General features: G+C 61.1%; 21 protein-coding genes, 2 tRNA genes and 1 pseudogene. 14 read left to right on the forward strand and 10 right to left on the reverse strand.

Features of this window, described 5'->3' with window-relative positions:
* Positions 1-361: 361 nt before the first annotated feature.
* The 4 genes from P0D96_RS20850 (at position 362) to P0D96_RS20865 (ending at position 4,369) form a co-directional block, all read left to right on the forward strand.
* Positions 362-1,687: an epoxide hydrolase family protein gene (locus P0D96_RS20850; RefSeq protein WP_132374904.1), complete on the forward strand. Its 1,326-nt coding sequence runs from the start codon at positions 362-364 to the stop codon at positions 1,685-1,687.
* Positions 1,688-2,071: 384 nt separating this feature from the next.
* Positions 2,072-2,212 (forward strand): hypothetical protein, encoded by a 141-nt coding sequence (locus P0D96_RS20855; RefSeq protein WP_408175706.1) that lies wholly within the window; start codon positions 2,072-2,074, stop codon positions 2,210-2,212.
* Between the two features lie 801 nt (positions 2,213-3,013).
* Positions 3,014-3,955 carry an aldo/keto reductase gene (locus P0D96_RS20860; protein WP_408175704.1) on the forward strand — a complete coding sequence of 314 codons (942 nt, stop codon included), beginning with the start codon at positions 3,014-3,016 and terminating at the stop codon, positions 3,953-3,955.
* 30 nt (positions 3,956-3,985) lie between these two features.
* Complete coding sequence (locus P0D96_RS20865; RefSeq protein ID WP_408175702.1) at positions 3,986-4,369, forward strand: nuclear transport factor 2 family protein; 384 nt, start codon at positions 3,986-3,988, stop codon at positions 4,367-4,369.
* A 65-nt stretch (positions 4,370-4,434) separates the two neighbouring features.
* Here the strand turns inward: P0D96_RS20865 and P0D96_RS20870 are convergent, their stop codons facing one another.
* The 3 genes from P0D96_RS20870 to P0D96_RS20880 form a co-directional block, all read right to left on the reverse strand.
* Entirely contained in the window at positions 4,435-4,839 is a 405-nt protein-coding gene (locus tag P0D96_RS20870; protein WP_408280585.1) for a RidA family protein, read from the reverse strand.
* Positions 4,840-4,931: 92 nt separating this feature from the next.
* Complete coding sequence (locus tag P0D96_RS20875) at positions 4,932-6,245, reverse strand: NAD(P)/FAD-dependent oxidoreductase (RefSeq protein WP_408315079.1); 1,314 nt, start codon at positions 6,243-6,245, stop codon at positions 4,932-4,934.
* A gap of 32 nt (positions 6,246-6,277) precedes the next feature.
* Entirely contained in the window at positions 6,278-7,597 is a 1,320-nt protein-coding gene (locus P0D96_RS20880) for an MFS transporter (RefSeq protein WP_408175697.1), read from the reverse strand.
* A 192-nt stretch (positions 7,598-7,789) separates the two neighbouring features.
* On the opposite strand from P0D96_RS20880, the pseudogene P0D96_RS20885 reads away from it, so the two are divergent.
* The 3 genes and pseudogenes from P0D96_RS20885 to P0D96_RS20895 form a co-directional block, all read left to right on the forward strand.
* Positions 7,790-7,912, forward strand: a pseudogene (locus tag P0D96_RS20885) (LysR family transcriptional regulator); the annotation flags it as partial.
* 153 nt (positions 7,913-8,065) lie between these two features.
* Positions 8,066-8,764: a substrate-binding domain-containing protein gene (locus P0D96_RS20890; protein WP_408175801.1), complete on the forward strand. Its 699-nt coding sequence runs from the start codon at positions 8,066-8,068 to the stop codon at positions 8,762-8,764.
* 657 nt (positions 8,765-9,421) lie between these two features.
* On the forward strand, positions 9,422-11,386 hold the full coding sequence (locus tag P0D96_RS20895) for a beta-galactosidase (RefSeq protein WP_408315081.1): 1,965 nt from the start codon (positions 9,422-9,424) through the stop codon (positions 11,384-11,386).
* Positions 11,387-11,431: 45 nt separating this feature from the next.
* Here P0D96_RS20895 and P0D96_RS20900 read toward each other — a convergent pair whose 3' ends face one another.
* On the reverse strand, positions 11,432-13,393 hold the full coding sequence (locus tag P0D96_RS20900; protein ID WP_408315082.1) for an alpha-galactosidase: 1,962 nt from the start codon (positions 13,391-13,393) through the stop codon (positions 11,432-11,434).
* A 486-nt stretch (positions 13,394-13,879) separates the two neighbouring features.
* Between P0D96_RS20900 and P0D96_RS20905 the strand changes: the two genes are divergently transcribed.
* Entirely contained in the window at positions 13,880-14,821 is a 942-nt protein-coding gene (locus tag P0D96_RS20905) for a LysR family transcriptional regulator (protein ID WP_132376918.1), read from the forward strand.
* Between the two features lie 421 nt (positions 14,822-15,242).
* Here the strand turns inward: P0D96_RS20905 and P0D96_RS20910 are convergent.
* Both P0D96_RS20910 and P0D96_RS20915 read right to left on the reverse strand, forming a co-directional pair.
* A tRNA-Leu gene (locus P0D96_RS20910) sits at positions 15,243-15,329 on the reverse strand.
* 241 nt (positions 15,330-15,570) lie between these two features.
* A tRNA-Leu gene (locus P0D96_RS20915) sits at positions 15,571-15,657 on the reverse strand.
* A 337-nt stretch (positions 15,658-15,994) separates the two neighbouring features.
* On the opposite strand from P0D96_RS20915, the gene rnr reads away from it, so the two are divergent.
* The 3 genes from rnr to rpiA all read left to right on the forward strand — a co-directional run bounded on the left by rnr (position 15,995) and on the right by rpiA (position 20,196).
* Positions 15,995-18,496 (forward strand): ribonuclease R, encoded by a 2,502-nt coding sequence (gene rnr / locus P0D96_RS20920; protein ID WP_408315084.1) that lies wholly within the window; start codon positions 15,995-15,997, stop codon positions 18,494-18,496.
* A gap of 195 nt (positions 18,497-18,691) precedes the next feature.
* Complete coding sequence (gene rlmB / locus P0D96_RS20925; protein ID WP_007182197.1) at positions 18,692-19,435, forward strand: 23S rRNA (guanosine(2251)-2'-O)-methyltransferase RlmB; 744 nt, start codon at positions 18,692-18,694, stop codon at positions 19,433-19,435.
* A 65-nt stretch (positions 19,436-19,500) separates the two neighbouring features.
* The gene (rpiA, locus tag P0D96_RS20930) at positions 19,501-20,196 is read left to right on the forward strand and encodes a ribose-5-phosphate isomerase RpiA (protein ID WP_132374897.1); all 696 of its coding nucleotides are present in this window, start codon (positions 19,501-19,503) and stop codon (positions 20,194-20,196) included.
* A 34-nt stretch (positions 20,197-20,230) separates the two neighbouring features.
* Here the strand turns inward: rpiA and P0D96_RS20935 are convergent, their stop codons facing one another.
* Positions 20,231-20,437, reverse strand: coding sequence for a hypothetical protein (locus P0D96_RS20935; protein WP_408315086.1), 207 nt, complete (start codon positions 20,435-20,437; stop codon positions 20,231-20,233).
* Positions 20,438-20,682: 245 nt separating this feature from the next.
* Between P0D96_RS20935 and P0D96_RS20940 the strand changes: the two genes are divergently transcribed.
* From P0D96_RS20940 to P0D96_RS20950, 3 genes are all read left to right on the forward strand, one after another.
* A complete protein-coding gene (locus P0D96_RS20940) occupies positions 20,683-21,891 on the forward strand; it encodes a glycosyltransferase family 4 protein (RefSeq protein WP_408315088.1) in 1,209 nt (402 codons plus the stop codon).
* A gap of 262 nt (positions 21,892-22,153) precedes the next feature.
* Positions 22,154-22,453 carry a type II toxin-antitoxin system HigB family toxin gene (locus P0D96_RS20945; protein ID WP_408315090.1) on the forward strand — a complete coding sequence of 100 codons (300 nt, stop codon included), beginning with the start codon at positions 22,154-22,156 and terminating at the stop codon, positions 22,451-22,453.
* On the forward strand, positions 22,450-22,872 hold the full coding sequence (locus P0D96_RS20950) for a helix-turn-helix domain-containing protein (protein ID WP_408280610.1): 423 nt from the start codon (positions 22,450-22,452) through the stop codon (positions 22,870-22,872). The genes P0D96_RS20945 and P0D96_RS20950 overlap by 4 nt, the downstream gene beginning before the upstream one ends.
* Positions 22,873-23,117: 245 nt before the next feature.
* Here P0D96_RS20950 and P0D96_RS20955 read toward each other — a convergent pair whose 3' ends face one another.
* From P0D96_RS20955 to P0D96_RS20965, 3 genes are read right to left on the reverse strand one after another with little or no spacing between them, the layout of a single operon-like run.
* Positions 23,118-24,071 carry a glycosyltransferase family 2 protein gene (locus P0D96_RS20955; RefSeq protein ID WP_408315092.1) on the reverse strand — a complete coding sequence of 318 codons (954 nt, stop codon included), beginning with the start codon at positions 24,069-24,071 and terminating at the stop codon, positions 23,118-23,120.
* A gap of 2 nt (positions 24,072-24,073) precedes the next feature.
* On the reverse strand, positions 24,074-25,459 hold the full coding sequence (locus P0D96_RS20960) for an undecaprenyl-phosphate glucose phosphotransferase (protein ID WP_408315094.1): 1,386 nt from the start codon (positions 25,457-25,459) through the stop codon (positions 24,074-24,076).
* Between the two features lie 36 nt (positions 25,460-25,495).
* Positions 25,496-26,230 carry a Crp/Fnr family transcriptional regulator gene (locus P0D96_RS20965; protein WP_006048767.1) on the reverse strand — a complete coding sequence of 245 codons (735 nt, stop codon included), beginning with the start codon at positions 26,228-26,230 and terminating at the stop codon, positions 25,496-25,498.
* Positions 26,231-26,367 lie beyond the last annotated feature (137 nt).

Here is a 26,367-nt window from a genome sequence, read left to right on the forward strand (position 1 = left end):
AGCAATGCCGGATTGTGTAACCGATACGGTCGCCGCCGCATAAAACTCGCCAGTGTCTTTTCGCGCATCGTGTCCACACGGCAATGGCCAAAAAAGCCTGGCGCAACGGATTTGTTCGCGATCGACACAACTGTTGTTCTAACTTGGCCATTTACCCGGAGGGCTTGCTTCCACACAATCGCTACAACTACTGCGAACGGCGGTTTGCGGTCGGTTGAAGCGATAACGATGCGAGGCTTGCCAACTGGCTGCCTCTATAGACGACTCAATTGGACAATCGTGAACGTGTTTGCCCAGGATATTGCGTTGCCGCCACGCCCATCGCTCCACCTCATCTGATTCATTGCCAACAGGAGCTTGTATGGCTGACGATATCCTTCCCCAAACCCCATCGCGCCGTCGCTTTATCGGCGTGGCGGCGGCGGCCGCGATTGCGGGCTCATTGAGCCGACTTGCTTTCGCGGATACGAATCAAACCATCACTGAAGTCACGAAGTCGAGCGGCGGTGACAAGACCGCTATTCGTCGACTCCGTGTACACGCGCCGGAATCGCAACTCATCGATTTGAAGAGGCGTATCAAGGCGACCAGGTGGCCTGAGCGGGAGACCGTGACTGATGCGTCACAAGGCGTGCAGCTCGCGACAATGCAGAAGCTCGCACGGTATTGGGCGACCGACTATGACTGGCGCAAAGTCGAAGCGAGGCTGAACGCGTTGCCGCAGTTCGTCACCGAAATCGATGGGCTCGACATTCATTTCATCCACGTTCGTTCGAAAGACGCCAACGCGTTGCCGGTTATCGTCACGCACGGGTGGCCCGGTTCGATCATCGAGCAGTTGAAGATCATCGGTCCGCTGACCAACCCGACCGCTCATGGCGGGATGGCGTCGGACGCATTCGATATCGTGATTCCGTCGCTCCCGGGTTACGGGTTCTCAGGCAAACCGAGCGCGACCGGCTGGGACCCTGCTCGCATTGCACGTGCGTGGGTCGTACTGATGAAGCGGCTCGGGTACACGCGATATGTGGCGCAAGGTGGCGATTGGGGAAATGCTGTCACGGAGCAGATGGCCCTGCTTGCGCCACCGGAACTGCTCGGCATTCACACCAACATGCCGGCCACCGTACCGGACAATATTGCAGAGGCGCTCAAGTACGGCAACCCGCCGCCGGCCGACCTCTCAGCCGACGAGCGGCACGCTTACGACCAGCTCGACTTTTTCTACAAGCACGGTCTTGGCTACGCCCAGGAGATGACGAACCGCCCGCAGACGTTGTACGGAATTGAAGACTCGCCTGTCGGCCTTGCCGCGTGGATGCTCGACCACGACGCCGCCAGCCAGGCACTTATCGCGCGCGTATTTGACGGTCAGTCCGAGGGGCTGACGCGAGACGACGTTCTCGAGAACGTGACGCTCTATTGGCTCACGAACACGGGAATTTCTTCGGCGCGGTTGTATTGGGAAAACAAGCTCAACTTCTTTGCTCCCAAGCACGTCGCCATTCCGGTTGCCGTCAGCGTATTTCCCGATGAGATCTACGCTGCCCCGCAAAGCTGGACAGCGAAGGCATATCCCAAGCTGATTCACTATAACCGCCTTCCAAAAGGCGGACATTTTGCAGCCTGGGAGCAGCCGCAAGTATTCTCGGAAGAGATTCGCGTGAGCTTCCGGTCGCTGCGTTGAGCGCAAAGGTGCGGGTGACGTCGTCCCGGCCGTTGCTGAAACGGCTGACGGGTCCTGGAAGCGCTCGTTCGCCGACCTCTTACTTACTGGAAGCCGACGACGGGAAGACGCGCGCCACACACATCTTGTCGCACGCAACAAGACGCCGGTTCAATGCGCACTGTCTTGTCCGGCATACGTTGCAACATGCCTGTATCAACAACTGGCGCAGCGCTTCGTCGACCGTCGAATGTGTAGTGGGTACAATCAATATGCGGACCCACTGACGCTGATGAATCGATAGGTCCTGCTTTATTCAAGCGTTGTTGACTGGAGAAGTGACAAATGAAATTCTCGATGAAAAACGAAATCCGTTCAGACGATGTGTCAACGATTGAGCATGCGATGAAGACTGTCGACGCCGACGCGAAAGTCAACGTCGACATTGACACCAAGATGGTGAGCGTCGATTCATGGCTGATGCCCGAAGAGTTTCTCATCGCTTTCGAAGACGAGAACTATGAAGTCACCATTGTCGAAGCGTAGACACGTGTGAGACTGAATTCAATCACAGCGGCTGTAGGGGGGCGTGGGGCGTTTCATGGTGGTGGTCACGCGGTCACGCGTGGTTCGAATCCAATTGGCTGTTCCGGGCCAGCGGCGCTTTTCTTTTGGACGCTCGGCCACCGCTAAATTTGCAGAATCCTGGTATTTGCAAAGTCGAGGCGGCTGACCGGAAAAAGCTGTCAATCTTACTCGACGCGGAGATGGGGACGTGAACAGGATCGCGGTGCAAGCGCGCCACGCTGATCACGCAACAGTTGGCCAGCAGTGAACAGTACGGACGCTTTGTTGCATGGACTGCATTCACACCAACTACATGGTGTACTTTTCCGGAACCGTCCGCTGCCGCGCAGTGATTCATTTGCTACACTTGATCAGGAAGCAGACCTGTTTGGCGCTCCGTTAACTCTGACGGCGGCGGCTGAGTTGCGAATCGGCGCGCCCCGATTTACCGGCTTCAACTTCTGCACGTTCAACATCAATCCGACCTGAGAAAGAGAAGGGCTTCAGGGTCACCGTCTGCTCGCTCGGGTTGTCGAGCGACGCCGACTTCTCTGCCAAAGCTACGACGTCGAGCCTGACAATAAAGCGGCACTTCACATACCCTTAAGTAAAGAGACACGGTGTAAGCAGTTCACGAATTCGTCGGCCAGGAATCGCTACGAAGCGGTTGTCCGACTCGAGTACGTTGAGGTTTTTTCCGTTCATGGACCTGGCGCCGCAATTGCGGACCCATGCGTCGGTCCTTCGTTGCAGGGCATGAAATAGTGTGGAGATGTCGACATGATTGAGTCTTCCGATTTCCGGAGCAAAAAGTTAGTGCTGAATCACGGAGGCGGCCGGATGCCCGCGCTCGGATTCGGCACGCTGATTCCCGATTCAGCTACGACTGTCAGCGCTACCAGAGACGCGCTGGAGGCCGGCTATCGGCACTTCGATTGTGCCGAGCGATACCGTAACGAGCGCGAAGTGGGCGAAGCGCTGCGGATAGGGCTTGCCGCCGGAGGAATTGCGCGCGAAGACATCTTCGTGACTACAAAATTGTGGAACTCCAATCATCGGCGCGAGCGTGTCGAACCGGCTTTCGAGGCAAGTCTTGAAAGACTCGGGCTCGACTATCTCGATCTCTATCTGATACACACGCCGTTCGCATTTCAAGCGGGGGATGAGCAGGATCCACGCGATGCAAACGGCGATGTCATCTACGATAAAGGCGTGACTTTGCTGGACACGTGGAGGGCGATGGAAGATCTCGTCGACCGCGGAAGATGCCGGGCCATCGGACTGTCCGATATTGGCCTGAACGACCTGCGGCCTCTCTATGAATCTGCACGAATCAAGCCGGCTGCGGTGCAGGTCGAAGCCCATCCGTATCTTCCGGAAACGGAACTTCTGGAATTCTGCAAGGAGAGAGAGATCGTGTTTTTGGCCTTTGCGCCATTGGGTCACGGAATCAGGCCGGGGCCGCTTGAGGACCCGGTCATCTCGCGGATTGCAGCACGAACTGGAAAGACGCCAGCCCAGGTACTGCTTGCCTGGGCGATCCAGCGCGGCGGAGCTTTGCTCACCACCCCTAAAACGGCGACCCGTGCGCGAGAGAATTTCGAAATCTCCGCGCTGCCAGCAGATGCATTCGACGAGATCAACCAGATTGAGACGAGGCAGAGGTACAACGAAGTCGTTAAGACGGGCAGCCCCGGGTTCATTCCGCGGCATACGCAATAGATAGATGTGAACGTTATCCGGAGGCACGCCATGCAGGAAGACAAGATACGTGAAGCTCTGGACGCGCACTGGAGCGCGTCGGCGGCGGGCGATCTCGACGCGGAGCATGATATTTACGATGATGATGCCGTCTGTGACTATCCCCAATCAGGTGAGCGAATTATCGGGCGAAGCAATTTGCAGGCACTGCGGAGCCATCATCCAGATAAGCCATCAGGCTTCAATGTCAGGCGGATTCAAGGAGAGGGTAATCTCTGGGTCACGGAATACACCATCGCCTATGAGGGGCGAGCGGCGTACACGGTAAGCATCATGGAGTTCTGCGACGGCAAGGTCATTCACGAGACCCAGTATTTTTCCGATCCCTTCGAGGCACCGGGTTGGCGGAGTCAATGGGTTCAGCAGATAGCGTGACATCGCGTTGCGGCGCGATATAGCGCGCGGTAACGCTCGATCGAGTCCTCCGTGATCGTCTCGCGTCAGGCCTTGATTGCATGCACGACAATTTCGATCAGACAATTCTCGCCAAGCAGTTCCTTGACGACCACCGTCGCCCGATTCGGGTAAGGCGGCGCCGTGAAATAGCGCGCGTAGACGCGGTTCATTTCCGGCGCGTCGGCCTTGTCGACCAGATAGATGGTCATCTGCGCGACATGCGCGAGGCTCGATCCTGCGCATTCGAGCACATGCTTCAACTGGTCGAATACGCGTGCGGCCTGCATCTCGATGTTGCCTTCTCCGCTTGGCGCGAAGGTCTGCGGATGACGTGGCACCTGCACGGTATAGATCACATCGTCCGCGACGAGTGCGTTGCTGATAGGGGCGGAAGGTGGATTGACGATGTTCGATTTGACCAGCTGCAGCCTGTTTGCAGAAGTGATCAATTTCGTGCTCCGGTAGTGAGTTCGCGCTGAAAGTGCTGGACTTGCCCCCGGACCGGGGGCGCCGCGACACGCTCGGCGTGCGATAGATCAAGCTACGCAGCCGCGACATCCGACGCGCCGTCGCGCATTTGCCGTTGATACTTGCGCATGGACGTCGACACGGCGATTCGACGCAGCGGCTCGGGTGGAATCCACGTGGGTGTGGCCCACGCCATGCAGCGTTCCAGCAACGAACTGCTCTGGCCGGCAATCTGTTCGGCCAGCAACCGGCCTAACAGCGACATCTTGATGATGCCCGAGCCATTGCAACCCGAGACACCATACATTCCCGGTGCCACCTGGCCGAAGAAGGGCGCGCCATTGCGCGTCAGGCTCACCGCACCGCCCCAGACGTACTCGAGATCATGCCGCCGCATCTGCGGGTAGCGCATCCGATACGCCTGCTGCAACATTGCCTCGATCTCTGCATTGTCCTGTTCGCGGTCGTACGAAAAACCGGTGCGGATCATATACCGGTTGCCGTCGACCTTGCGCGTCGTCGCGCCCATGCGCTCGGCCGGCACCATGCCCCAGTCGCTCGCGCTGCCCAGGTGGGCCGCTTCATCATCCGGCAACGCGGGGGTCAGCGCGGCATAGGTGTACACCGTAATCTGGCGACTGCGCGCCAGACCGAAGCGACCGAGAAACGCGTTATTGGCAAACACCACCACGTCGGCATCGATACGCGCGCTTGGTGTCTTCAGCCTGTGTGGGCGGCCGTGCCGCACGTCGAGCACCGGCGTATGCTCAGCCAGCATCACTTGCTCGGGCAGCGCATCGGCCAGCCCTCGTACCAGTGCGGCCGGCTGCACCAGGGTACAGCTCGGCATCCAGAGGGCATGGCGATAAAACGACGTGCCTAGCGTTTGCGTTAGCTCCTCTCGCGTCAGCGCCTTGAACGGTACGCCTAGCGAAGTCAGTTGCGTTGCCAGTTGCCGCAGTTCGGCTTCTCCCCGGACCGTCGTTGCCCCCTTGTAGTTGCCACAGGTACGCCAGCTGCAATCGATATGGTGCTGGGCTACTAATGCTTCGAGCCATGCATGCCCGGTCTGCAGCAGTGTCTTCTGCCACTCGGCTTCGGCCGCATTGCGGCTGCCCTGGATCTTCGCGTACGGCAGGTTGATCATGAAACCGGAGTTCCGGCCGGCAGCGCCATCGCCGACCGTACCGCTCTCGAGCAGCACGATCGGTTCGCCGGGAAACGATTCGGCCAATTGCCGCGCGGCGGCGATGCCGGCATAGCCCGCGCCGATTACGGCAAAGCGCACGCGGTGTTCGCCTTCGAGCCCGGCTGCGGGTGTCCGCCGCGGCGGCAGCAACTGGTTCCAGCCACTGGGCCGGGCGTAACGGGGATAAGTGCTTCGCATGACTTGGAGATTCGGCGTCGAAAGAAAGGGGTTCACGTCAACTGGACGTTGCGCGTCTCGCGCAGAAAGAACAGCGGGATCATCGATATCACGCAGCAGGCGATCACGAGATAGGCCGGCGCGAGCGAGTCGCCTGTCACGCGAATCAACCAGGTCGCCGTGAATTGCGCGAAGCCGCCGAAGATCGCCGCGCCGATGGCCTGCGCAATACCCATGCCGCTGGCCCGTACCTTGGCGGGGAAATTCTCCGTCACCAGCGTGTAGTTACCCACCGCGCACATGGCAGCCAGGATGGCCAGGCCACCGAGCATCAGCACCAACGCCCACATCGGCGGCTGCAGGTTCATCGCATGGAAACACGGTATCGCCACCGCGATCGACAGAATGCGCGAGCCCCACGCCAGAGGCTTGCGGCCGATCCGGTCGCTCAATATGCCGAGCAGCGGACTGGCCACGAAGGTCACGATGCCACTGACGATCACCGCCGCCAAGGCGAGATGCGCCGGCATGTGCAATTGCACGATGGCGTAGGTCGGCAAATAGATAATGAAGATGTACGAAGTAATCTGCGAGCCGGCCTGAATCAACGTGGACATCACCAACATATTCCGGTGGCTGGCCGCCAGTTCAGTGAGTGCGCTTTCCGGATGCCGCTGCGCGTCCGGCACCATCTCGCGAGCATAGGTTTCCTTGAGCCGGCGCCGGATATACATGCCCATCGGCGCAATCAGCATGCCAACGACAAACGGCAAGCGCCATCCCCACGATGCTAGCGCCGCCTTGTCCAGCGTTTGCGTCAACGTGAACGAAATCAGCGCAGCCGCCAGGACCGCTAGGCCCTGGCTCGCCATTTGCCAACTGATGTAGTAGCCGCGCTGATGGTTCGGGGCGGCTTCAGCCAGCATCGAGGTCGCCGCGCCTACTTCACCGCCAGTGGAAAATCCTTGAAGGATTCGGCCCAGAACAATCAGCGCTGGCGCGAACACGCCGATCTGCGCATAGGTTGGCGTGAAAGCGATGATCGCGGTGCCCAGTGCCATCAGTGACAAGGTCAGCAACATCGCTGCTTTGCGTCCACGGCGATCGGCATACGCCCCCAGCACGATACTGCCCAATGGCCGAAACAGGAAACCCACGCCAAACGTCGCCAGCGACGCCAGCATCGAGCCGACGTCGTTACCGACCGGAAAGAATGCGCGGCCGATTTGGGCCGCAAAAAAACTGTAGATCAGGAAATCATAGAATTCGAGTGCATTGCCGATCGTGGTGGCCGCGATGATTCGCCGCCTCGATAGCGGCGACGAATCCGGTACATGAGTGACGCCGCTGACGCCGAATGCGTTATCCAACATGAAGTCTCCTCCTGGTCGATGATGGCGAGATACGCGCCGGCGAAAGCACGCCGTCACGCGCGGGCACGCATGCCCAGTAGCCGCCGGAATGCAGTGGCGCTCCCGGTTTTGTTCTGGTTGTTTTGAGTATGGGATTGCGCTGGTGGTATGTCTAATGCATTATTAATCCATATTCAATGCATTGATTGCATCATGAACCTCAAGCACCTCCAGCACGTGGTGGCCCTTGCCGAGACGCTGAATTTCCACCGGGCAGCCGAACGGGTTCACTTGAGCCAGCCGGCGTTCAGCCGCAGCATCGCCGCGTTCGAGCAGACGTGCGGCTTGCGCATTTTCGATCGTCATGGAGGCTCGGTCGAACTGACCTCGGTCGGCAAACAGGTAGTGCAGCGCGCACGGCGCCTATTGCTGGATGCGCGCAGTCTGTCCCATGACCTCAAGCTCTTGCGGGATGCCGAATTGGGCGAAGTGATCTTCGGTGCCGGGCCGTTTTCCGCTGCCGCGATCGTCGCGCCCGTGCTGCGCGCGTTCCATAACCGCTACCCGAAGATCGCCATCCGCGTGGAGGTCAACAACTGGCTGCAATTGCTGCGGATGTTGAACGAAGAGCAGATCGATTTCTTCATCGCCGATACCCGTGCGCTGCCGCCCGATGAGCATATCGATGTCACGTCGCTCGGCGCTCTGCCAATCGGTTTCTTTTGCTGCCGCCATCACCCGCTGCTGCAGCCGCCCCGTAGCCGGCGCCGCGCGATGGTGTCGACGGACGCGCTGCTGGCCTATCCGCTGGCATCGGTGCGCATCCCCCCAATCGCGAGGCATGAGCTTGCCGCGTCGCTTGGATTGCCGGACGGGGCCGTTCTGCCGGTGCATGTCGAATGCGACGACATCACGCTGCTCAAGCAATTGATCCCCGATACAGATATCGTGTTGACCTGCGCTGATCGGCTGGTGCGCGACGAGGTCGCCAAGGGCACGCTCGTACGCTTGCCGATTCTCAATCTGGCCCAAGTCTACGGCGATTGGGGCATCGTCAAACTGGCAGGACGCACCCTGTCGCCCGCCAGTCAGATCGTGGCCGACGCACTGCAGGCCACGATGGCCGACGAGAAGACCGCCGGCCGCCCCCGCGCTTCGGCCACTCCGTCAGCTCGACGCGGATCCTGACGAGGGCTGGATCGCTCATTGCGCTGAAGCGCTTGAATTTGCTGCTGTCAATGGCCGCGATGAAGGGAGGGCGGTGTCTATCCATCTGGGGAAGGAGCGGCCGGTCGACGACCTGGGGCCTGGACAGCTAGAGCGTCTGTCGCTTGCACTGACTCAAGTACGAAGTGCACCAGATTCGCATCGTCTTGAGCGCTCGACAGGAAAAAAGGCGATCGCGGGAAAAGACGAAACTCGCGAACCGCTCGCTGATGCGTGGGCCCGTCCGCGTGCAGTTGATCGGGAAGCGGCAGTTCGGCGAAAATCCCGCTCGCCGAAGGGGGCCATGCCGTCAAGTTAGTGCGGGTTCGGATCATCGGCTGCGCGCTGTTCCGCTGTGTGAGCAGGTAAAACGAGCGTCGCCCATCTGCGGAAATTGGCGGCACGATCGTTTTATCGCCAGACTTGCGATCAACGATGTGCCGAGCCTGCAACGTCCGGGCGTGCCGGGCCGCTGGCGTTGGCGTCGGCATAGCATGACAAACTGGTCGTCGACATGACGGCGAACGGAGGCTACAGTTGTTTCCGTCACGGACGGACCACCGTGGGCGACCCGTGCTTCGTCGTCGTTCGCGCATTCCGCTGTGCCACGTCTCGATAGCATTCTGGGAAATGCAATCAATGGACACGAGAGAATCCTCAGCATTCACCGCGCTCCTACCAATCAGGTTGGCGCACGATATTGGCCATGACCCGGACAGCAGTCGAACCGGACCTTCCGCAGTCGACATCCCAGCACCAACGATCCACAGCGGACATACTTTTTCTTTCAGCCAGGACGGCGAAAGCTTCCTGCTCGACGGCGAGCCTTTCCAGATCCGCAGCGGGGAGATGCATCCCGCCCGCATCCCCGCCGAATACTGGCAGCATCGCATCCTGATGGCCAAGGCGATGGGGATGAACTGCATCGCCCTCTACGTCATGTGGAATTACCACGAAACGAGTCCAGGCGTTTTCGATTTCCGCACAGGCAACCACAACGTCGAAGCATTTATTCGACTGTGCCAGCAGGAGGAGATGTGGGTGTTGCTGCGGCCGGGTCCCTATATCTGCGGCGAGTGGGATCTGGGCGGTATTCCGTCGTATCTGCTGAGTCATCCGGACATCCTGCTTAGGACCGACTCCGCTAACGATCCTCGCTACATGTCGGCGGTGGCCCGCTACATCAGGGAGTTGAGCCAGCGCATCGAACCACTACTGGTGAGTAACGGTGGACCGATCCTGATGATTCAGATCGAGAATGAATTCGGCTCGTACGCCAGCAACCCGGCATACCTCGAAGAGATACGGCAGCTCTGGCTTCACGAAGGGATACAGGGACCGTTCTATACCGAAGATGGCATCAGGCAGCTCGAACAGAATCGCACGAACGTCGCCGGCGGCGCGATTGCGTTGAGCAATGGCGATGCGGAGCAAATCGCGGCCGTCCGGCGGGAATTTCCGGCCGTTCCGGCAATGGCCGGCGAAGTGTATCCAGGGTGGCTCACCCATTGGGGCGATGAGACGCTCAAAGGCACGGCCGTCGATATCTCCGGCACGCTAGACGCGCTCATGCAACGGAAGCTGTCGTTCAACCTCTATGTCATTCACGGCGGCACCAGCTTCGGGTTCTATGCCGGCGCAAACGTGGATGCCGATTCAGGCGAATATCAACCCGACATTACCAGCTACGATTACGCCGCACCCATCAGCGAGCAAGGCGTGGCGACGTCGAAGTACATGAAGTACCGCGGCGTGATCGCCCGCTATCTCTCGACGCCGCTGCCCGATATACCCGAACCCGTTCCGACTATCAGCCGCAAAGGAGGTCAGGCCTTGATGCCGGAACTTTACGCTTCCATTTGGGACAATCTGCCTGCCGCGCTCCCGGCGGCACAAACTGTCCACCCAGGGCCGTTCGAGTTGTACGGCCAGGCGTTCGGTTTCGCGCTGTATCGCAAGAAGCTGCAGGGTTACCGCGGCGGTGTGCTGGATCTCAAGGATGTTCACGATTACGCGACCGTTTTCGTCGGCGAGCAATACGTAGGCGGCGTATCGAGAGCTTTCATGCCGGAGCATCGCGCGCGGCAGTGGAATGTCACGCACCACGCGCCGCTTACGGTTCCGTTTGTGTCGTCGTCGCCGGGCAGCGACGTATCATTGGATATCCTCGTCGAGGGCATGGGGCGCGTCAACTATGGCCACGCGATGATCGACCGCAAAGGCATTCTCGAACCGGTCACGCTGCAGGATGCGGGAGGCTCGAGCGCCACGCTCACCGGCTGGGAAGTCTTCCTGTTGCCGATGGATACCGCGTTTATCGCGAACTTGCGCGCCGTCTGTGCGAACCCTCGTAAGGCCGGACTGTTTTTCAAGGCGATTCTGCCGCTGGATACAGTCGGCGATACCTATCTCGACATGCGTAACTGGACCAAAGGTATGGTCTGGGTCAACGGGCACAATCTGGGGCGCTACTGGAATATCGGTCCGCAAGAGCGGCTGTATTGTCCTGCTCCCTCGCTGAGACAGGGTGACAACGAGATCATCATCTTCGATCTGCATCAGATTGAAGCGAGACCGGTTGAATTGGCGCGCACGCTATCGTAAGGGGGTCTCTGGAAGCGCACACCGGGAAATTCGCGACCACCTCCATTACCCTTCGCCGCCGGCCGATACCAGTTCCAAAGTGAGTACTTCGAAAGGCGCGAGCGAGATATCGTGCGGCCGGTCCGCATCCAGCACCGGCGGAATATCCGAGGCATGGCCGCGCCACACGCTGCGCGTCAGGAATCGTCCCGCCGCGCCGGCCGGCAACTCCAATTGCCGCCGCAGATCGAGCAGGAAGCTGTTCGCCCCGCTGTCGGGATTGCGCAGGGTGATGATCGCCTTGACCGGCGACCATGCAGCCCACCCGTACACCTCGAGCTCATCAGGCGCGCCGCCAATCCAGTGGCTGTCGCGCAGCACCTCGGCATTTGCTCGGGCCCATCGGGCGGACTCGGCGAGAACGTCCCAGTCGCCGTCGCTCAGCAGCGACGGCGTGATGTACAACTCCTGCAGTTGTGCACCGCTGCCGAAGTACGAATGCACTTCGTTTGCGAAGGCCTGGCCTTGAGCGGTATTCAACCGATCGTTGAACTGCGCGTAGATGATGCCGTGGAGCATCAGTGAGTTAAGCGGAAACAGCGGACTTCTGACTACGACGTTGCGGTAGGTCTGTGCGTCGCGGTAGGTAATCCAGCGTTCGCGATTGCTACCTACGCCGGCCAGGTCGTCATCCTTGCCGCCGCGCCAGATCGAATCAGCGTAGCGTAGCCAGAACGGCGATGGATAGGTGCCGACGGTGAGGTTGATGAAGGCTTCGGGGCTGGCCTCGCGGATGTCCTCGATTAGCTGGATCGCCGCGTCCCAGTCGCTGCTGAAGCGGCTGCCGGGGACCACCGTGTCAGCATTGCCGGTGCCGTCAAACTTGAATTGATTGATGCCGTGCCGCGTGAGCAGCTCCATCACGGCCTCATGGAAGCGTCGATAGTATTTCGGTCCGGACAGCGCGAAGCGGTCATCGATGATCTCGTAGCCGGCGGCTTGGCCTCGTGTCACGCGTTCCTGCCGCGTCGAGCCGTAGCCACCCCACGGCGACAGCCACACGCCCGGCGCCGCGCCGTACCGGGCGGCGGCGTCGCGCAGCGGCACGAATCCATGCGGAAAATCCTTGCCGAAATGCCAGCTGCCGCTGTAGTCGTCCCAGCCGTCATCGAACAGGAAGGAGTCGAGTTGTACGCCGCGCCTGTCGTGCAACTCGCGGCCGATGTCGCCGATGCGTTCGAGCGCTTGCTGCTGCGTGTACGGCGTGAGGTACCCGATGTCGTACCAGCAGTTGTAGTGTAGGAACGGGCGGTATGGATGGGCTCGTTCGCGTTCGAGATAGGCTGCGAAATCGCGGCGTAGCTGGCCGTCTCGAGCCACACCCGCCACCGCCGAGAAGACCCAGGCCTTGCCCTTTTCCAGCGGTAACGTCCGCGGCAGGATGAACCTGACGGTGTCGTCGCGAACCTGGCTTTCCGACAACGGAAGCTCGAAACCGAGGTAGACGTCGCCCGCGATCACAGGTGTTCCCTTGAACTCACCGCCGGTTTGCGCACCAGACGTCCGCGTCTCCAGCAGCGAAACGGTGGCAACGTGCTCGTCCTTGCCGATCGCGGTAATTGCCACTTGCAAGCGCAAGTGCTGCGAGTCTTCGCGTTGCTCCACGCTCCACTCCACCCGTAGGCGATCCTGTTCGTCACCGAGGATGGCACGCACGCGTCTGCCCGCGATTCGTTCGGCCAGTCGAGACGCCCTGGGATTTGCCGTCAGCATTTCTTCGCGCAGTGGGGCAAGCAGCTTCAGGTCGGCCATGCCCAGCGTGCGACCGTCGGCCAGCGATAGCGCGAACGGCGCGGTGACCGGCAGCGTGCGCTCGTGCAGGCGGTCGGTCAGGGCGAATTCGGCCAGATGCGGGTGCCTGACGGTCCAGTTCAAGGCGATCGCCGCGTTACCGAAGGAATGACAGTCGCCGTTCGTCTGGGACGCGGGCATGCCCGGATGCGTGGACACGGTTTCTTTGGCGTGCATGGAAGAAGCCCAGGATGAGGTGGGTGCCTGATCCATAGAATACTTCGGGCGGACTCAGCGGGTGCTCTCGTCCCACGGCACGGCGGCAACCACGCCGAGTCGAAGGGCGGTCACCATGGTGAGGCTGAAGCCGGCACGGGCAATGAGCGACTTGTGGGGATCGATAGCGAGAACGAGCGGGGCGAGGTCCGCAGGCTTGGTGATCGTTGGTGCCGGCGGCGTGCTACAAACAGTTCTGCGTTTTTCCGACGCGAAACCGGTCGACCTGGAAAATTGGGGCGTCGTTAGACTTTCTGCCGAACCCTGGTTGAAAATAGGCGCAGGCACGGGGCTGCTCGCCCGGGTAGCGACGAGAAAATCCTCGTGTCATCGGTTGCCAGCACTCGCAAAGCTTTCGCAGTTTGTTTTCCTGTCGTCTCGCCAGGGGATGAGGTAAATCGGGCACGTAACGAGTTGAGGGGTAACCTCACCAGTGGGAAAAAGATAATGGACACGCTACATATGATGCGGATATTCGTTCGCATCGCAGAGGAGGGCAGCTTCACGGAAGCAGCCCAGCGCCTGAATATCACCAATGCCAATGCTTCACGTTCTATTGCGCAACTCGAGGCACATCTGCGGACGCGCCTGCTCAATCGCAGCACGCGCCGCGTCGCGCTCACTGAGGCCGGTCAACGCTATCTGGAGCGGTGCGAGCGGATTCTCGCCTACGTCGACGAAGCCGAGGCCGAAGCTGCGGACGCTCAGGTCAAGCCGTCTGGAAAATTGCAGGTGCACGCGACATCAGCCTTCGGTCAAACGTACGTCTTGCCGGCCGTGTTGCGCTATCGGGAACAGAATCCTTCGGTCGCTGTGGATCTGACGTTGTCGCAGCACGTCCCCGATCTGCTCGATGAGGGGTACGACGTTTCGCTTCAGTTGAGTATGACGCACCTGCCCGATTCAGGCCTCGTCTCGCATCGGCTTGGCGATGTCCATAGCGTGCTATGCGCCGCACCCGCTTATCTGAAGGAACACGGTATGCCGCTTACGGTAGAAGAGCTCAACGGGCATGCTTGCCTGCAAATCGTCTCGTCGGTTTTTCCACGTGACCGCTGGCATCTGGATGGCCCCAACGGGCTGGAAACGTTCGAACTACCACCGGCGGATTTCAGGGTGAATGTGATCGAAGCACTGAGCGTTGCATTGCGAGACGGCATTGGAATCGGGGCGCTTCCCATCGCGAGCGCGTTGCCGGCGCTGCGCAGCGGCGCGCTGATTCGCGTGCTGCCCGAATATCAGTTGCAGAAGCTAACCGCCTACGTGCTGTACGCGTCGAGGCAGTACCTCGACGCGAAGATTAGAACCTTCGTCGAGTTCCTCCGGGAATTCGTTTCGCGGGCTCTAGAGGCCGACCTGTCGGCACTATCAGCGCGTGTCCAACCGTGAGTCGTGCCTCTTTTGGCTTTTCATATCCGCACGCGTTCACCAACGGCGACAACGCCTTCAAGGCCTACAAAAATGTGCCAGCAGTCCTTCGACGCGACATCGTGCCGGCCTGCTGATGTGGGGCACACGCATTTCTCTTGATGGCGTAGCAGACGGGGAGCGTCGTCGGCTGCAATGAGTCCATGCGAATCCGTTTCCGTCCACGAGAAGGTGGGGACGGGGCCGCACGCTTTGGCGGCGCGGAATACTGGTTCCGCCTTCGGTTCGCCGTGTCTGGGCATAGGGTTGCCCGCGAATCCGGTAAACGCAAAAACCGTCGACGTCCGCGGAACGCAAGGGATCCGCAGACAACAAAAAACCCCGTAAGACTTTGATCTTACGGGGTTTCTCGAACTTCTTCGGCTTACGCCGGAACAACCGTTGGTGCCCAGGAGAGGACTCGAACCTCCACGGTGTTGCCACCGCTAGGACCTGAACCTAGTGCGTCTACCAATTCCGCCACCTGGGCACGTCTTCAAGCTAGACCGCTATTTTAGCGTGATGATGTAGCGTGTCAATCCCCACATGCAAACTAACTTCGCTCCAACCAACCGCCCGGATATCGCGTGCAATGAAGGGATGCTTCACCGCTCGACAGCCGTCCTGCCAACTACTCATTGCGCCACGTAATCCACGCTGATAAACAGAATCGGATCACCCGGCTTCACACAAAAAGTAAAGCCGCTCGTAAGCGGCTTTACTTTTGAATCTGGTGCCCAAGAGAGGACTCGAACCTCCACAGTGTTGCCACCGCTAGGACCTGAACCTAGTGCGTCTACCAATTTCGCCACCTGGGCAGGTGATGAACAGCAAAGAACGCCATTATAGCGACAGATTAGAACCTGTCAAGCGTTTCTCAAAACTCGCTTAAACATCGCGTCGACGAGCGTGCGCGTGCGTCACGGCCAACCGCGCAGCGACTCTTGACGGGCCGCTTGGCGCGCAAGACGGGTGTTAGAATGCCTCGCAGTAGTTCGTTGGCACGGTGCACACGCCCGTCGGACTCAGCCTTGAACGAGCCGGACCGAGCAGTCTTTTCTGTGCATTTGCAGGTGCAATTCAAGCGCAACTGAAGCGTAACTGAAGCGCTAAGCAAACGCTTCCTAAGCCGAGCCACATCGCCGACCGACGTCCATGCAACGAGAAAAAATCATCGACAAGCCCTTGAGCAAATTTCCGTATCCGATTCCAAGCCGCGAAGAAATCCTGGGCGTCCTGCGCACGAGTGAAGCGCCGCTTGCAGCGAACGACATCGCCGAAGCCCTGTCGATCAAACGCCAGGAGCGCGAAGGGTTTTTCAAGCGCCTCGGCGCGATGGAGCGCGACGGCCAGATCCGGCTCGATCAGCGCAATCTCTACCAACTGACTCATCCGTCGAACTTCGTCGCGGGCCGTGTGCAAGGCCATCGCGACGGCTTCGGCTTCCTGATTCGCGACGACGGCCAGGACGATCTGTTCCTGCCCACCGCGGAAATGCAGAAGGTCATGCACAACGACCGCGTGCTCGCGCGCATCGTCGGCTATGACCGGCGCGGCCGTCCGGAGGGGCATATCGTCGAGGTCACGGATCGCGCCAACAAGCGCGTGATCGGTCGCCTGCTCAATGAGAACGGCGCGCTGATCGTTGCACCTGAAGACAAGCGCATCGGCCACGATATTCTGATCCAGCAGAACACCAAGAAGGCCAAGGTTGGCCAGGTGGTGGTGGTCGAGCTGACCGATTTCCCCAGCCGTCATTCGCAGCCGCTCGGCCGCGTGGTGGAAGTGCTCGGCGATATCGACGACCCCGGCATGGAAATCGAAATCGCGGTGCGCAAGTACGGCGTGCCGCACGAATTCAGCCAGTCCGCGCTCGACGAAGCCTCGCGCCTGCCCGACGAAGTGCGCCCGGTCGACGCGCGTCATCGCATCGATCTGCGCGACGTGCCGCTCGTCACGATCGACGGCGAAGACGCCCGCGACTTCGACGACGCCGTGTACTGCGAGCCGGTTCAGGTTGGCCGTGGCGAGGGCTTCCGCCTGATCGTCGCGATCGCGGACGTCTCGCACTATGTGCATCCGAAGAGCGGGCTCGACGCCGACGCGATCGAGCGCAGCACCTCGGTGTATTTCCCGCGCCGCGTGATCCCCATGCTGCCGGAGAAGCTGTCGAACGGTTTGTGCTCGCTGAACCCGCTCGTCGACCGTTGCGTGCTGGTGTGCGACATGATCGTCACCGCGCGCGGCGAAGTGAAGGCGTATCAGTTCTATCCCGGCGTGATGCACTCGGCCGCGCGTCTGACCTATACGGAAGTCGCCGCGGTCCTGAAGAACACCAAGGGTCCGGAGGCCACGCGCCGCGCCGCCTTGCTGCCGCAACTGCAGAATCTGTACGGCGTGTACAAGTCGCTGTTCGCCGCGCGCCAGAAACGCGGCGCGATCGACTTCGATACGACCGAGACGTATATCGTCTGCAATGCGCAGGGCAAGATCGAACAGATCATTCCGCGCACCCGCAACGACGCGCACAAGCTGATCGAGGAATGCATGCTGGCCGCGAACGTCTGCGCGGCCGACTTCCTCAAGCGCAACAAACATCCCGGGCTGTTCCGCGTGCACGCCGGACCGACCGCCGAAAAGCTCGAGAATCTGCGCACGTTCCTGCGCGGCATGGGCCTCACGCTGGCCGGCGGCGACAAACCGCACGCGAGCGACTACGCCGCCTTGATGGCGCAGATCCGCGACCGGCCCGACGCGCAGATGCTGCAAACCATGCTGTTGCGCTCGATGCAGCAGGCGGTCTACAGCCCGGACAACATCGGCCACTTCGGTCTCGCGTATGAAGCGTATGCGCACTTCACGAGCCCGATTCGCCGTTATCCCGACCTGCTCACGCACCGCGCGATCTACGCGATCCTGCAAGGCCGCAAGTATCAGCCCGAGCCGCCGCAAGGCGTCGAGCTGAATACGGCGCTCTCGCCGCGCGCTCGCGCCATGCAGCAGGCCGATGACGAAAAGCGCGGCCGTCAGCGCTCGAACAACGTGGCGATCTGGGAAGAGCTCGGCCTGCATTGCTCGGCCAACGAACGCCGCGCCGACGAAGCCTCGCGCGACGTCGAAGCCTGGCTGAAGTGCTACTTCATGCGCGACAAGCTCGGCGAAGAGTATGGCGGCATGGTCAATGGCGTGACGTCGTTCGGGATTTTCGTGCAGCTCGATTCGCTCTTTATCGAAGGCCTCGTGCACGTCACCGAACTCGGCTCGGACTACTTCCAGTACGACGAGATCAAGAACGAACTGCGCGGCGAGCGCACCGGCATTCGTTATCGTCTGTCGGATCGCGTGCGGGTGCAGGTGAGCCGCGTCGATCTCGATGCGCGCAAGATCGACTTCCGGCTCGTGCGCGACACGCCGATCAAGCCGCCTCTGGTGCGCGGGCCGTCGGCCGACAAGTCGTCCGGTGAAAACGGTGGGGCACGCGTGCGCGTGTTGCCGCCGGTGGAAGGCGGCGCGGCAGCGCCGGGCGCGCGTCGCAAGAAGGCTGCGCCCGCGCAAACCGCGGCGGTCAAGGAAGCACGCGCCGCGCGCGGCGCGGCGAAGAAGCACGGCGCCGCGACCAAATCGGTGTCGAAACCGCAGGCACGCAAGAAGCGCTGAAGCCGCCTGCCTGCTTAAACCGCGCGCATCGGGCACGTACCAACGTGCCGGTTGCGCGCGGTCTGCGTTTCATCGTCATCAAGCATTCGGACACAGCAGCCGCAGTGCTGACATATAAGCACGCAAAGCACGCAGGTTCGTATTCATCACAGCAGCGCGCGTCGAACGCGCGCTCAATCAAAGGTTGTATTAGTCATGGCACGTCTCAAGGTTTTATACGGTTTCCACGCAGTGACCGCGCGTATCCGGCACGATGCGTCGACAGTCGAAGATGTTTACTACGACGCGACGCGCAAAGACCGTCGCATGACCGAATTCCTGCACGCGGCGAAAGAAGCCGGCGTGCGTCTGATCGCCGCCGACGAAACGCGTCTGTGGGGCCTCGCGCACACCGAGCGTCACCAGGGCGTGGTGGCGCGCGCGGGCGACATGCCGCTCGCCCAGAACCTGGCCGAGCTGCTCGACGGCATCAACGGTTCGCCGCTGATTCTCGTGCTCGACGGCGTGACCGATCCGCACAATCTCGGCGCTTGCTTGCGCGTGGCCGATGCCGCCGGCGCGCACGCGGTGATCGCGCCGCGCGACCGCGCGGTGGGTTTGAACGCGACGGCCGCGAAGGTAGCGAGCGGCGCGGCCGACACCGTGCCGTACATCACCGTGACGAATCTGGCGCGCGCGCTGCGTGAGCTGAAGGACGCGGGGGTGTGGGTCGTCGGCACGGCCGGCGAGGCCACCAAGAGCCTCTACGACACGGAGCTGGACGGTCCGGTGGCGCTGGTAATGGGCGCCGAAGGCGAGGGCATGCGCCGTCTCACACGCGACACCTGCGACGTGGTCATGCAGATTCCGATGGCGGGCACGGTCGAAAGTCTGAACGTTTCGGTGGCGAGCGGTGTGTGTCTGTTCGAAGCGGTGCGTCAACGGGCGGTGAAGAAGTAATCCCACCCGGCGTCAGCCCGCCACTCCGGTAAACTAGCGTTTTTTACTGCTCGCCTGCCTTTCCCATGACTCAAGACGAACTCAAGCAACTGGTCGGCCAGGCCGCCGCCGACTACGTGAACGCCACCGTGCCCGAGGGCCTGGTGATCGGCGTCGGCACCGGCTCCACCGCGAACTGTTTCATCGACGCGCTCGCCGCCAACAAGGCGCGCTATCGCGGCGCGGTGTCGAGTTCGCTTGCCACCACCGCGCGGCTGCAATCGCACGGCTTCAAGGTGCTCGACCTCAACGAAATCGATTCACTGCCGGTGTACGTGGACGGCGCCGACGAGATCGACCACAGCGGCGCGATGATCAAAGGCGGCGGCGGCGCGCTGACGCGCGAGAAGATCGTCGCGTCGGTGTCGGACGTGTTCGTGTGCATCGCGGACGCCAGCAAGCTGGTCGAGACGCTCGGCAATTTCCCGCTGCCGATCGAAGTGGTGCCGATGGCGCGTACCGCGATCGGCCGCCGCGTCACGGCGCTCGGCGGCGTGCCGGTGGTGCGCGTCACGAAAGAAGGCGTGCCGTTCATTACCGACAACGGTAACGAAATCATCGACGTCAAGGGCTTGCGTATCAGTGACCCGCGGACGCTGGAAATGCACATCAACGCATGGCCGGGCGTGGTGACGGTGGGCCTGTTCGCCGGCCGTGGCGCGAATCTGTGCCTGCTCGGCACGGACACCGGCGTCGAGACGATCGAGTACAGCAAGGGCTGAGCAACGCCGGCCACGCATCGCGCGCGAGTTTGGGTCAACCGGCTCGCGCGGGCATCGAACGCGGAGTTTGCATCGACATGCCGCACCGCCATAATTGGCGCGCGGTTTGCCTGATCTCCTGCGTCATCCGCTGCAAATACCGCTCCACTGATAATTCCGTTTGTGCATCGGCCAGCGCCTGTTTTGTGAGACGCTGCGCCAATGCCGGATCGGCACGCAACGTGCCGATCGCGTCAGCCAATGCCCGTGACATCCCCCGGTTTCACCATCCAGCCGTTGCGCCCGTGCCGCACGATCCCGATCACATAGTCGGGCGATAGAAAGGCGACGTAATGGGACACGCGGGTTCGCACTAGGCGAACCGCGACGTTTAATTATTCGCGACCTGTCGCGCGTCGAATGTGGGCACGCGCACGCACAGCAGACGAAGCGCCACATACACTCGATCCTAAGCCTAAGAGGCGTCAATTAAAAAACGAGGGGATCATGAAAGTGGCGATCGTGCACGACTGGCTGGTCGCGCCGGGCGGAGCGGAGAAGGTGCTCGAGCAGATCTTCGAATGCTTTCCCGACGCCGACCTTTTCAGTCTTGTCGATTTCCTCGAAGACCGTCGGCCGCCAGGCGGCAAGCCCGTGACGACTTCATTCATTCAGCGCCTGCCATTCGCGCGACGCCGCTATCGAGCTTATTTGCCGTTGATGCCGCTTGCCGTCGGGCAATTCGATCTGTCGGGCTACGACCTCATTATTACGAGTTCTCATGCGCTCGCCAAGGGCGTATTGGTCGGACCAGATCAGACGCATGTGAGCTATGTGCATTCGCCGATGCGCTTCGCGTGCGATCTGCAACATCAGTACTTACGCGAAGCGAATCTGACGCGTGGCCCGAAGTCGTGGGCGGCGCGCGCCTTGCTCCACTATCTGCGCGGCAGGGATTCGCACTCGGCGAACGGCGTCGACCGTTTGATCGCGAACTCGCATTTCGTTGCACGTCACGTGATGAAAACCTACCGGCGCGATGCGGCCGTGATTCCGCCGCCCGTCGACGTGCATGAATTCGAACTGTGCACGCGCAAGGAAGATTTCTACCTGACTGTTTCGCGGATGGTGCCGTACAAGCGCATCGATCTGATTGTCGAGACCTTCAATGCCACGCCGCACCGCAAATTGGTCGTGATCGGCGACGGGCCGCAGATGACGGCGCTTCGCGCCAAGGCCCGTCCGAATGTGACGATCCTCGGCGATCAGCCGTTCGAGGTGTTGAAGGACCATCTGCAACGCGCGCGAGCTTTCGTGTCCGCCTCCGAAGAGGACTTCGGCATCGTCGCACTGCAAGCGCAGGCATGCGGCACGCCGGTCATTGCGTTCGGCAAGGGCGGCGCGCTCGAAACCGTGGTGCCGATCGGCGAGGCGCACCCCACCGGCGTGTATTTCGCCCGCCAGACCGTGGTGTCGATACTCGACGCGATCGATTGCTTCGAGCGTCAGCGCGATCAGATCACGCCGGCGGCATGCCGCGCGAACGCGGAACGTTTTTCGGCGGCGGTATTCCGGCGCGCGTTCATGGCCGAAGTCACGCGGACGATCGCGGCGGCGGGACGGCGTAATCGGATTGAAACAGTGGGGCGGATCGAACCGGATCTCGCCAAACCGGATTTCCGCTGGCCCGGCGAGCCGGCGCAGAAGAGCAGTTGAGGCCGCTGACGTGCTCGAACGTGATGACGTCAGCCGGCCTGCGTGGGTTGGCGCGACTTCGCAGGAAAGCGGCAAGTCGTCTTATTGTTCGCGTATCGGGGACTTCGCAATACGCGAACAAAATGGTGTCGTCGTACCGCAGTAGGCTGTAAATAGCTGTTCGGACTATGCCGTCCGGCCGGCTACCGGTGTCGATTCGCTCCGTTTAGCCTTGCAGAGGAAGCGCGCGTGTTCAGCGCGCGAACATGCGCGAGGACATCCGATGCGGGTCGTTTCAAAGAAAGCGTTGCTGGACTTTATAAAGAGACATCCGGGGGCGCGCAGTGCGCTATTGGCGTGGTATTCACTGGCGCAGGCATGCCTCGCGTATGGCCATAACGACCTGAAGCAGACGTTCGCCGGCGTGGACCAGGTGCCGCCTCAATCCATCGTTTTCGATGTAGGCGGCAACCGGTTCCGGATCGTTGCGGCGATTCACTACAACAGGCAGTCGTTATTCGTTCGTCATGTATTGACGCATGCGGAATACGACCTTTGGACGAGGAAGAATTTAAACTCATGAATGCCGATCGCCTTCCGGGAGCTTTTCCCGACATCGCTCAAACCTGGGCCGCGCTGCAAACGCAGTTGCCGATCACGCCGATTCGCAACGAGCAGGACTACCAGACCATGGTACGGCTCGCTAGCTCGCTCGCCGATCATCTGAACGGCAACGAGGAAGATCCGCTCTCCGATCTGTTCGCGATCGTGACCGATCTGATCGAAAGCTGGGAAGCGCATAACGTGACGATTCCAAAAGCGGAGCCGCGAGAGGTGTTGCGGCATCTGCTGGAAACGCATGGACTCAGGCAGAAGGACCTGATAGGTATCGCGTCGCCTACCGTGGTGAGCGATATTCTCGCGGGCCGCCGCGCCATCAGTAAGAAGGTGGCCAAGGCGCTAGCCGTGCGTTTTCATACGGACGTCAGCGCGTTTCTATAACAGCCGCGCGGCGCCGGCCTCGGGCCGCGCCGTGCCGTTGTGCTGACCGACAAGTTTTCTCGTCGCTACCTCGTCCTTTCCACACCGCGCCGGCGGCATGTTCCAGGCCGTCGGCGTCGGTGCTTGCCGCTTTGGCGTCGCTCCTGTTTCTGCCGCTCGAATCACGCGTTCGAAGTTCGCGCGTTCTTGCTTTGCGCGTCGACCTGCAGCAGCGCGTCGGCGGAGCAGACTGATGCGTCGATCGGTCAGCGCATCGCTTCCTGCCATGCCCCGCGCATTGCGCGTAAACCGACTCGCCATTTGCGAAGCGCAAGTGCCACGCCGCCGCGCTCGAATGCCAACGATAAGGCGCGCAGGAACCCCGGGTCCGCGCGATCGCCGATCAGCGTCGAATAGATGACGAACGCCCATCGGCCAGGCGGCGTCAGGTATTCGCACATGATGAGCCGGAGATTGAATGACGCGTTGTAGAACGCCGCGTCGTTGAAAGTGAAACGCTGGTCTTCATCGCTGCGCAGGGCGGGAAAGTGCTCCACCAGCAGCGCCGGGTCGTAGATCAGCTTCCAGCCGCGCCGTTGCACGTCGAGACTGAAGGCCATCTCGCAGTGAACTTGCTCGCCGGTGCCGCGCAAGCGGCCGTCGAAGCGCAGCGCGCCGATCGCCTCGCGGCGAAACGACATGTTCACACCCTTGAGCACCTGGACTTCGCGCGCCTTGCCGTGGCCGACATGGTGATTGCCGATGGTTCGCCCATACCAGCGCACGACGCCCACGCGCGGCTTCTGCCCCTGCAGGATGCCGTTGCGTTCATGCACGATGTCGCGTCCGCCGAGGCCGCCGAGCGTCGCATCGCGTTCGAAGGCGCGCGCGATCCGCCCGACCCAGTCGGAATGCGGCGCGGCGTCATCGTCGGTGAAGCACAGCACGTCGCCGCTCGCGCTCTCGATGCCGAGGTTGTATGCGGCGACCACACCGGGTTTGCGCACCAGCACGACCGCGCGGCGCGGGTCGGGCCGGTTGGCCTCGCGGGTGCGCAGCCAGTCGAGCGTGGCGTAATCGTCGTGACGCGCGATCACGATCACTTCGTCGGCGCGGCGCTCCTGCGAATCGAGTGCCGCGAGGCAGCGCGCCAGATCGGCGGTGCGTCGGTAGGTTGGCACGATCACGGAGACTTTCACGAACGGTTTCCGAATTGGCATGATCAGAATGCGTTGCGGTTGATGAAGCCCTTGAAGATCGTGATGAACACGATCTTCATGTCGAACCAGAACGACCAGTTATGAATGTAGAAGAGATCGAACTTGACGCGCGCTTCCATCTTTTCCACTTTGGTGGTGGCGCCGCGATAGCCGTTGACTTGCGCCCAGCCGGTGATGCCGGGCTTGATCCGGTAGCGGTGCATGTAGCCGTACACCTGATCCTTGTAGAGATCGTCGTGTTCGACCGCATGCGGACGCGGGCCGACCACCGACATCTGGCCGAGCAGCACGTTGAGAAATTGCGGCAGTTCGTCGAGACTGGTGCGGCGCATGAAGCCGCCGAGCTTCGTGACACGGGCGTCGTTGCGCGAGGCCTGGGTGAGCTGGCCCTGGGCTTCGTGATGCACGGTCATCGAGCGGAACTTGTAGATCGCGAACGGCTGCCCGTCCACGCCCTTGCGCGTCTGGCGAAAGAACACCGGACCCGGCGAGCCGAGCTTGATGCCGATCGCGAGCACCGCGAACACCGGCGCGAGCGCGAGCAGCGCGGCCGCCGCGAACAGGCGGTCGAAGATCAGCTTGGGCCACATCTGCGGCGACGAGAAGGGCGTCGCGCTGAGATTGAGCGTCGGTAAGCCGACGACATCGACCAGCGCTTGATTGAATAGAGAGAGGCTGCGTACATCGGGGATGAAGCGCAGATTTACGAAGTCATGCCGGAACATGCGCGTGAACCGGTAGATCGTATGTTCTTCGGAAAGCGGCAACGCGAGCCACACTTCGTTCACGTGGTCCTCGCGCACCTTGGCGGCGAATGCGTCCAGATCGGTCAGGACCGGCAGGCGGTTCAGACGCGCGCCGTACGTCTCGGCCGCTTCAATGCTCGTATCGAATACGCAGACCGGTTTGAAGCCGGCTTGCGGCGCATGTTCGAGATGGGCGAGCAGCGTGCGCGCGAAACCCGGTGCGCCGACGATCGCGACGGTGCGGTAGTTCATCCCGCGGCTCCGCACGATGCGCAGCGCCACATGCACGAGGCACTTGGTGACGATGATCAGCGCGCCGGAGATCAGCGTCGAGTAACCGAACCACAAGCGCGACACCGCATCCATGCGATGCAGCGTGAACGCCAGCACGAGCGCGGTGAACACCACGACCATCCACGCGGCGGCAACCCTCGCCAGCATGGAGGGCAGCGGTTTGCCGCGCCAGGTTTCATAGACCCCGAAGCCGGGAAACAGCAACAGGAGGAGCACGCAGTTAAACGCGATCAGAAGACGTTCGGTGTCCGACAATGCAATCGGCGTCGAGAACCGCATCGAATGAGCGAGCAGCCCTCCCGCAATCACGAAGAGTACGTCGAGGAATCGCGCAGTATTCCTGAACATATTTGACTCTATTCATTAGTCAGACAAACCAGCGCTTTACTCGACGGTTTCAGCCTGGCGCAGACGCGGCAGAAGGCGGTCGAATTCGCGCTTGACGAGGCCATAGCATTCGCAGGCGCGTGCTTCGAGTCCTTTACGATCGAGCACCTTGATGTGGCCGCGGCTATGATGGATCAGGCCTTCGTCGTGCAACTTGCCGGCCGCTTCCGTAATGCCTTCGCGGCGCACGCCGAGCATGTCGGCGATCAGTTGCTGGGTCACGGTCAGATCGTTCGACGCCACGCGGTCCACTTCGATCAGCAGCCAGCGGCACAGTTGCTTGTTCAGCGCGTGGTGGCGGTTGCAGGCAGCGGTTTGCGCGACTTGCGTGAGCAGGGCGTGCATATACAACAGCATCAGGCGGCGCAGGAAGTCGGAGCGGGCAAACTGTTGCTTGAGTGCCTGTGCGCTCATGCGGTAAGCGAAGCCGGCGCATTGCACTTGCACGCGGTTCGGCATGGTTTCGCCGCCCGTGAGCACTGGCACGCCGGTCATGCCTTCGCGGCCGACCGCGGCGATTTCGACCGAGCTGCCGTCTTCCATCGTCGAGAGCATCGAGATGATCGCGGTGGTCGGGAAGTAGACGTGATGAATGCGCTGACCGGAGTCGCACAGCAATTGCTCGGTGCGCAGATGAACCAGTTCGAGATGGGGAGCCAGCGCCTGCCATTCATGGGACGGCAATGCGCCGAGCAAATGGTTTCCGTGCAGATCGGATTGAAGTGTCAACATGATCGGTCCTCGCGTGAAAGTCGCGCTCTGCGTGACTTTCTGTTTTTGATCCGATGCCTGCATCCCTTTTAACGACGTGCTGCCTGGTGAGCAGCGAAGGATAAACAGGACCGGCCCCGTATTGGCCTGATGCGCCG

Origin of the sequence: Paraburkholderia sp. RL17-347-BIC-D (assembly GCF_046027915.1) — a bacterium.
Classification (GTDB): Bacteria; Pseudomonadota; Gammaproteobacteria; order Burkholderiales; family Burkholderiaceae; genus Paraburkholderia.

Excerpts from the sequence above, each read along its gene's own strand:
- P0D96_RS20850 (WP_132374904.1), top strand. The coding sequence starts at position 362 with ATGGCTGACGATATCCTTCCCCAAACCCCATCGCGCCGTCGCTTTATC.
- P0D96_RS20855 (WP_408175706.1), top strand. The coding sequence starts at position 2,072 with ATGAAGACTGTCGACGCCGACGCGAAAGTCAACGTCGACATTGACACC.
- P0D96_RS20860 (WP_408175704.1), top strand. The coding sequence starts at position 3,014 with ATGATTGAGTCTTCCGATTTCCGGAGCAAAAAGTTAGTGCTGAATCAC.
- P0D96_RS20865 (WP_408175702.1), top strand. The coding sequence starts at position 3,986 with ATGCAGGAAGACAAGATACGTGAAGCTCTGGACGCGCACTGGAGCGCG.
- P0D96_RS20875 (WP_408315079.1), bottom strand. The coding sequence starts at position 6,245 with ATGCGAAGCACTTATCCCCGTTACGCCCGGCCCAGTGGCTGGAACCAG.
- P0D96_RS20880 (WP_408175697.1), bottom strand. The coding sequence starts at position 7,597 with ATGTTGGATAACGCATTCGGCGTCAGCGGCGTCACTCATGTACCGGAT.
- P0D96_RS20895 (WP_408315081.1), top strand. The coding sequence starts at position 9,422 with ATGGACACGAGAGAATCCTCAGCATTCACCGCGCTCCTACCAATCAGG.
- P0D96_RS20900 (WP_408315082.1), bottom strand. The coding sequence starts at position 13,393 with ATGCACGCCAAAGAAACCGTGTCCACGCATCCGGGCATGCCCGCGTCC.
- P0D96_RS20905 (WP_132376918.1), top strand. The coding sequence starts at position 13,880 with ATGGACACGCTACATATGATGCGGATATTCGTTCGCATCGCAGAGGAG.
- rnr (WP_408315084.1), top strand. The coding sequence starts at position 15,995 with ATGCAACGAGAAAAAATCATCGACAAGCCCTTGAGCAAATTTCCGTAT.
- rlmB (WP_007182197.1), top strand. The coding sequence starts at position 18,692 with ATGGCACGTCTCAAGGTTTTATACGGTTTCCACGCAGTGACCGCGCGT.
- rpiA (WP_132374897.1), top strand. The coding sequence starts at position 19,501 with ATGACTCAAGACGAACTCAAGCAACTGGTCGGCCAGGCCGCCGCCGAC.
- P0D96_RS20940 (WP_408315088.1), top strand. The coding sequence starts at position 20,683 with ATGAAAGTGGCGATCGTGCACGACTGGCTGGTCGCGCCGGGCGGAGCG.
- P0D96_RS20945 (WP_408315090.1), top strand. The coding sequence starts at position 22,154 with ATGCGGGTCGTTTCAAAGAAAGCGTTGCTGGACTTTATAAAGAGACAT.
- P0D96_RS20950 (WP_408280610.1), top strand. The coding sequence starts at position 22,450 with ATGAATGCCGATCGCCTTCCGGGAGCTTTTCCCGACATCGCTCAAACC.
- P0D96_RS20955 (WP_408315092.1), bottom strand. The coding sequence starts at position 24,071 with ATGCCAATTCGGAAACCGTTCGTGAAAGTCTCCGTGATCGTGCCAACC.
- P0D96_RS20960 (WP_408315094.1), bottom strand. The coding sequence starts at position 25,459 with ATGTTCAGGAATACTGCGCGATTCCTCGACGTACTCTTCGTGATTGCG.
- P0D96_RS20965 (WP_006048767.1), bottom strand. The coding sequence starts at position 26,230 with ATGTTGACACTTCAATCCGATCTGCACGGAAACCATTTGCTCGGCGCA.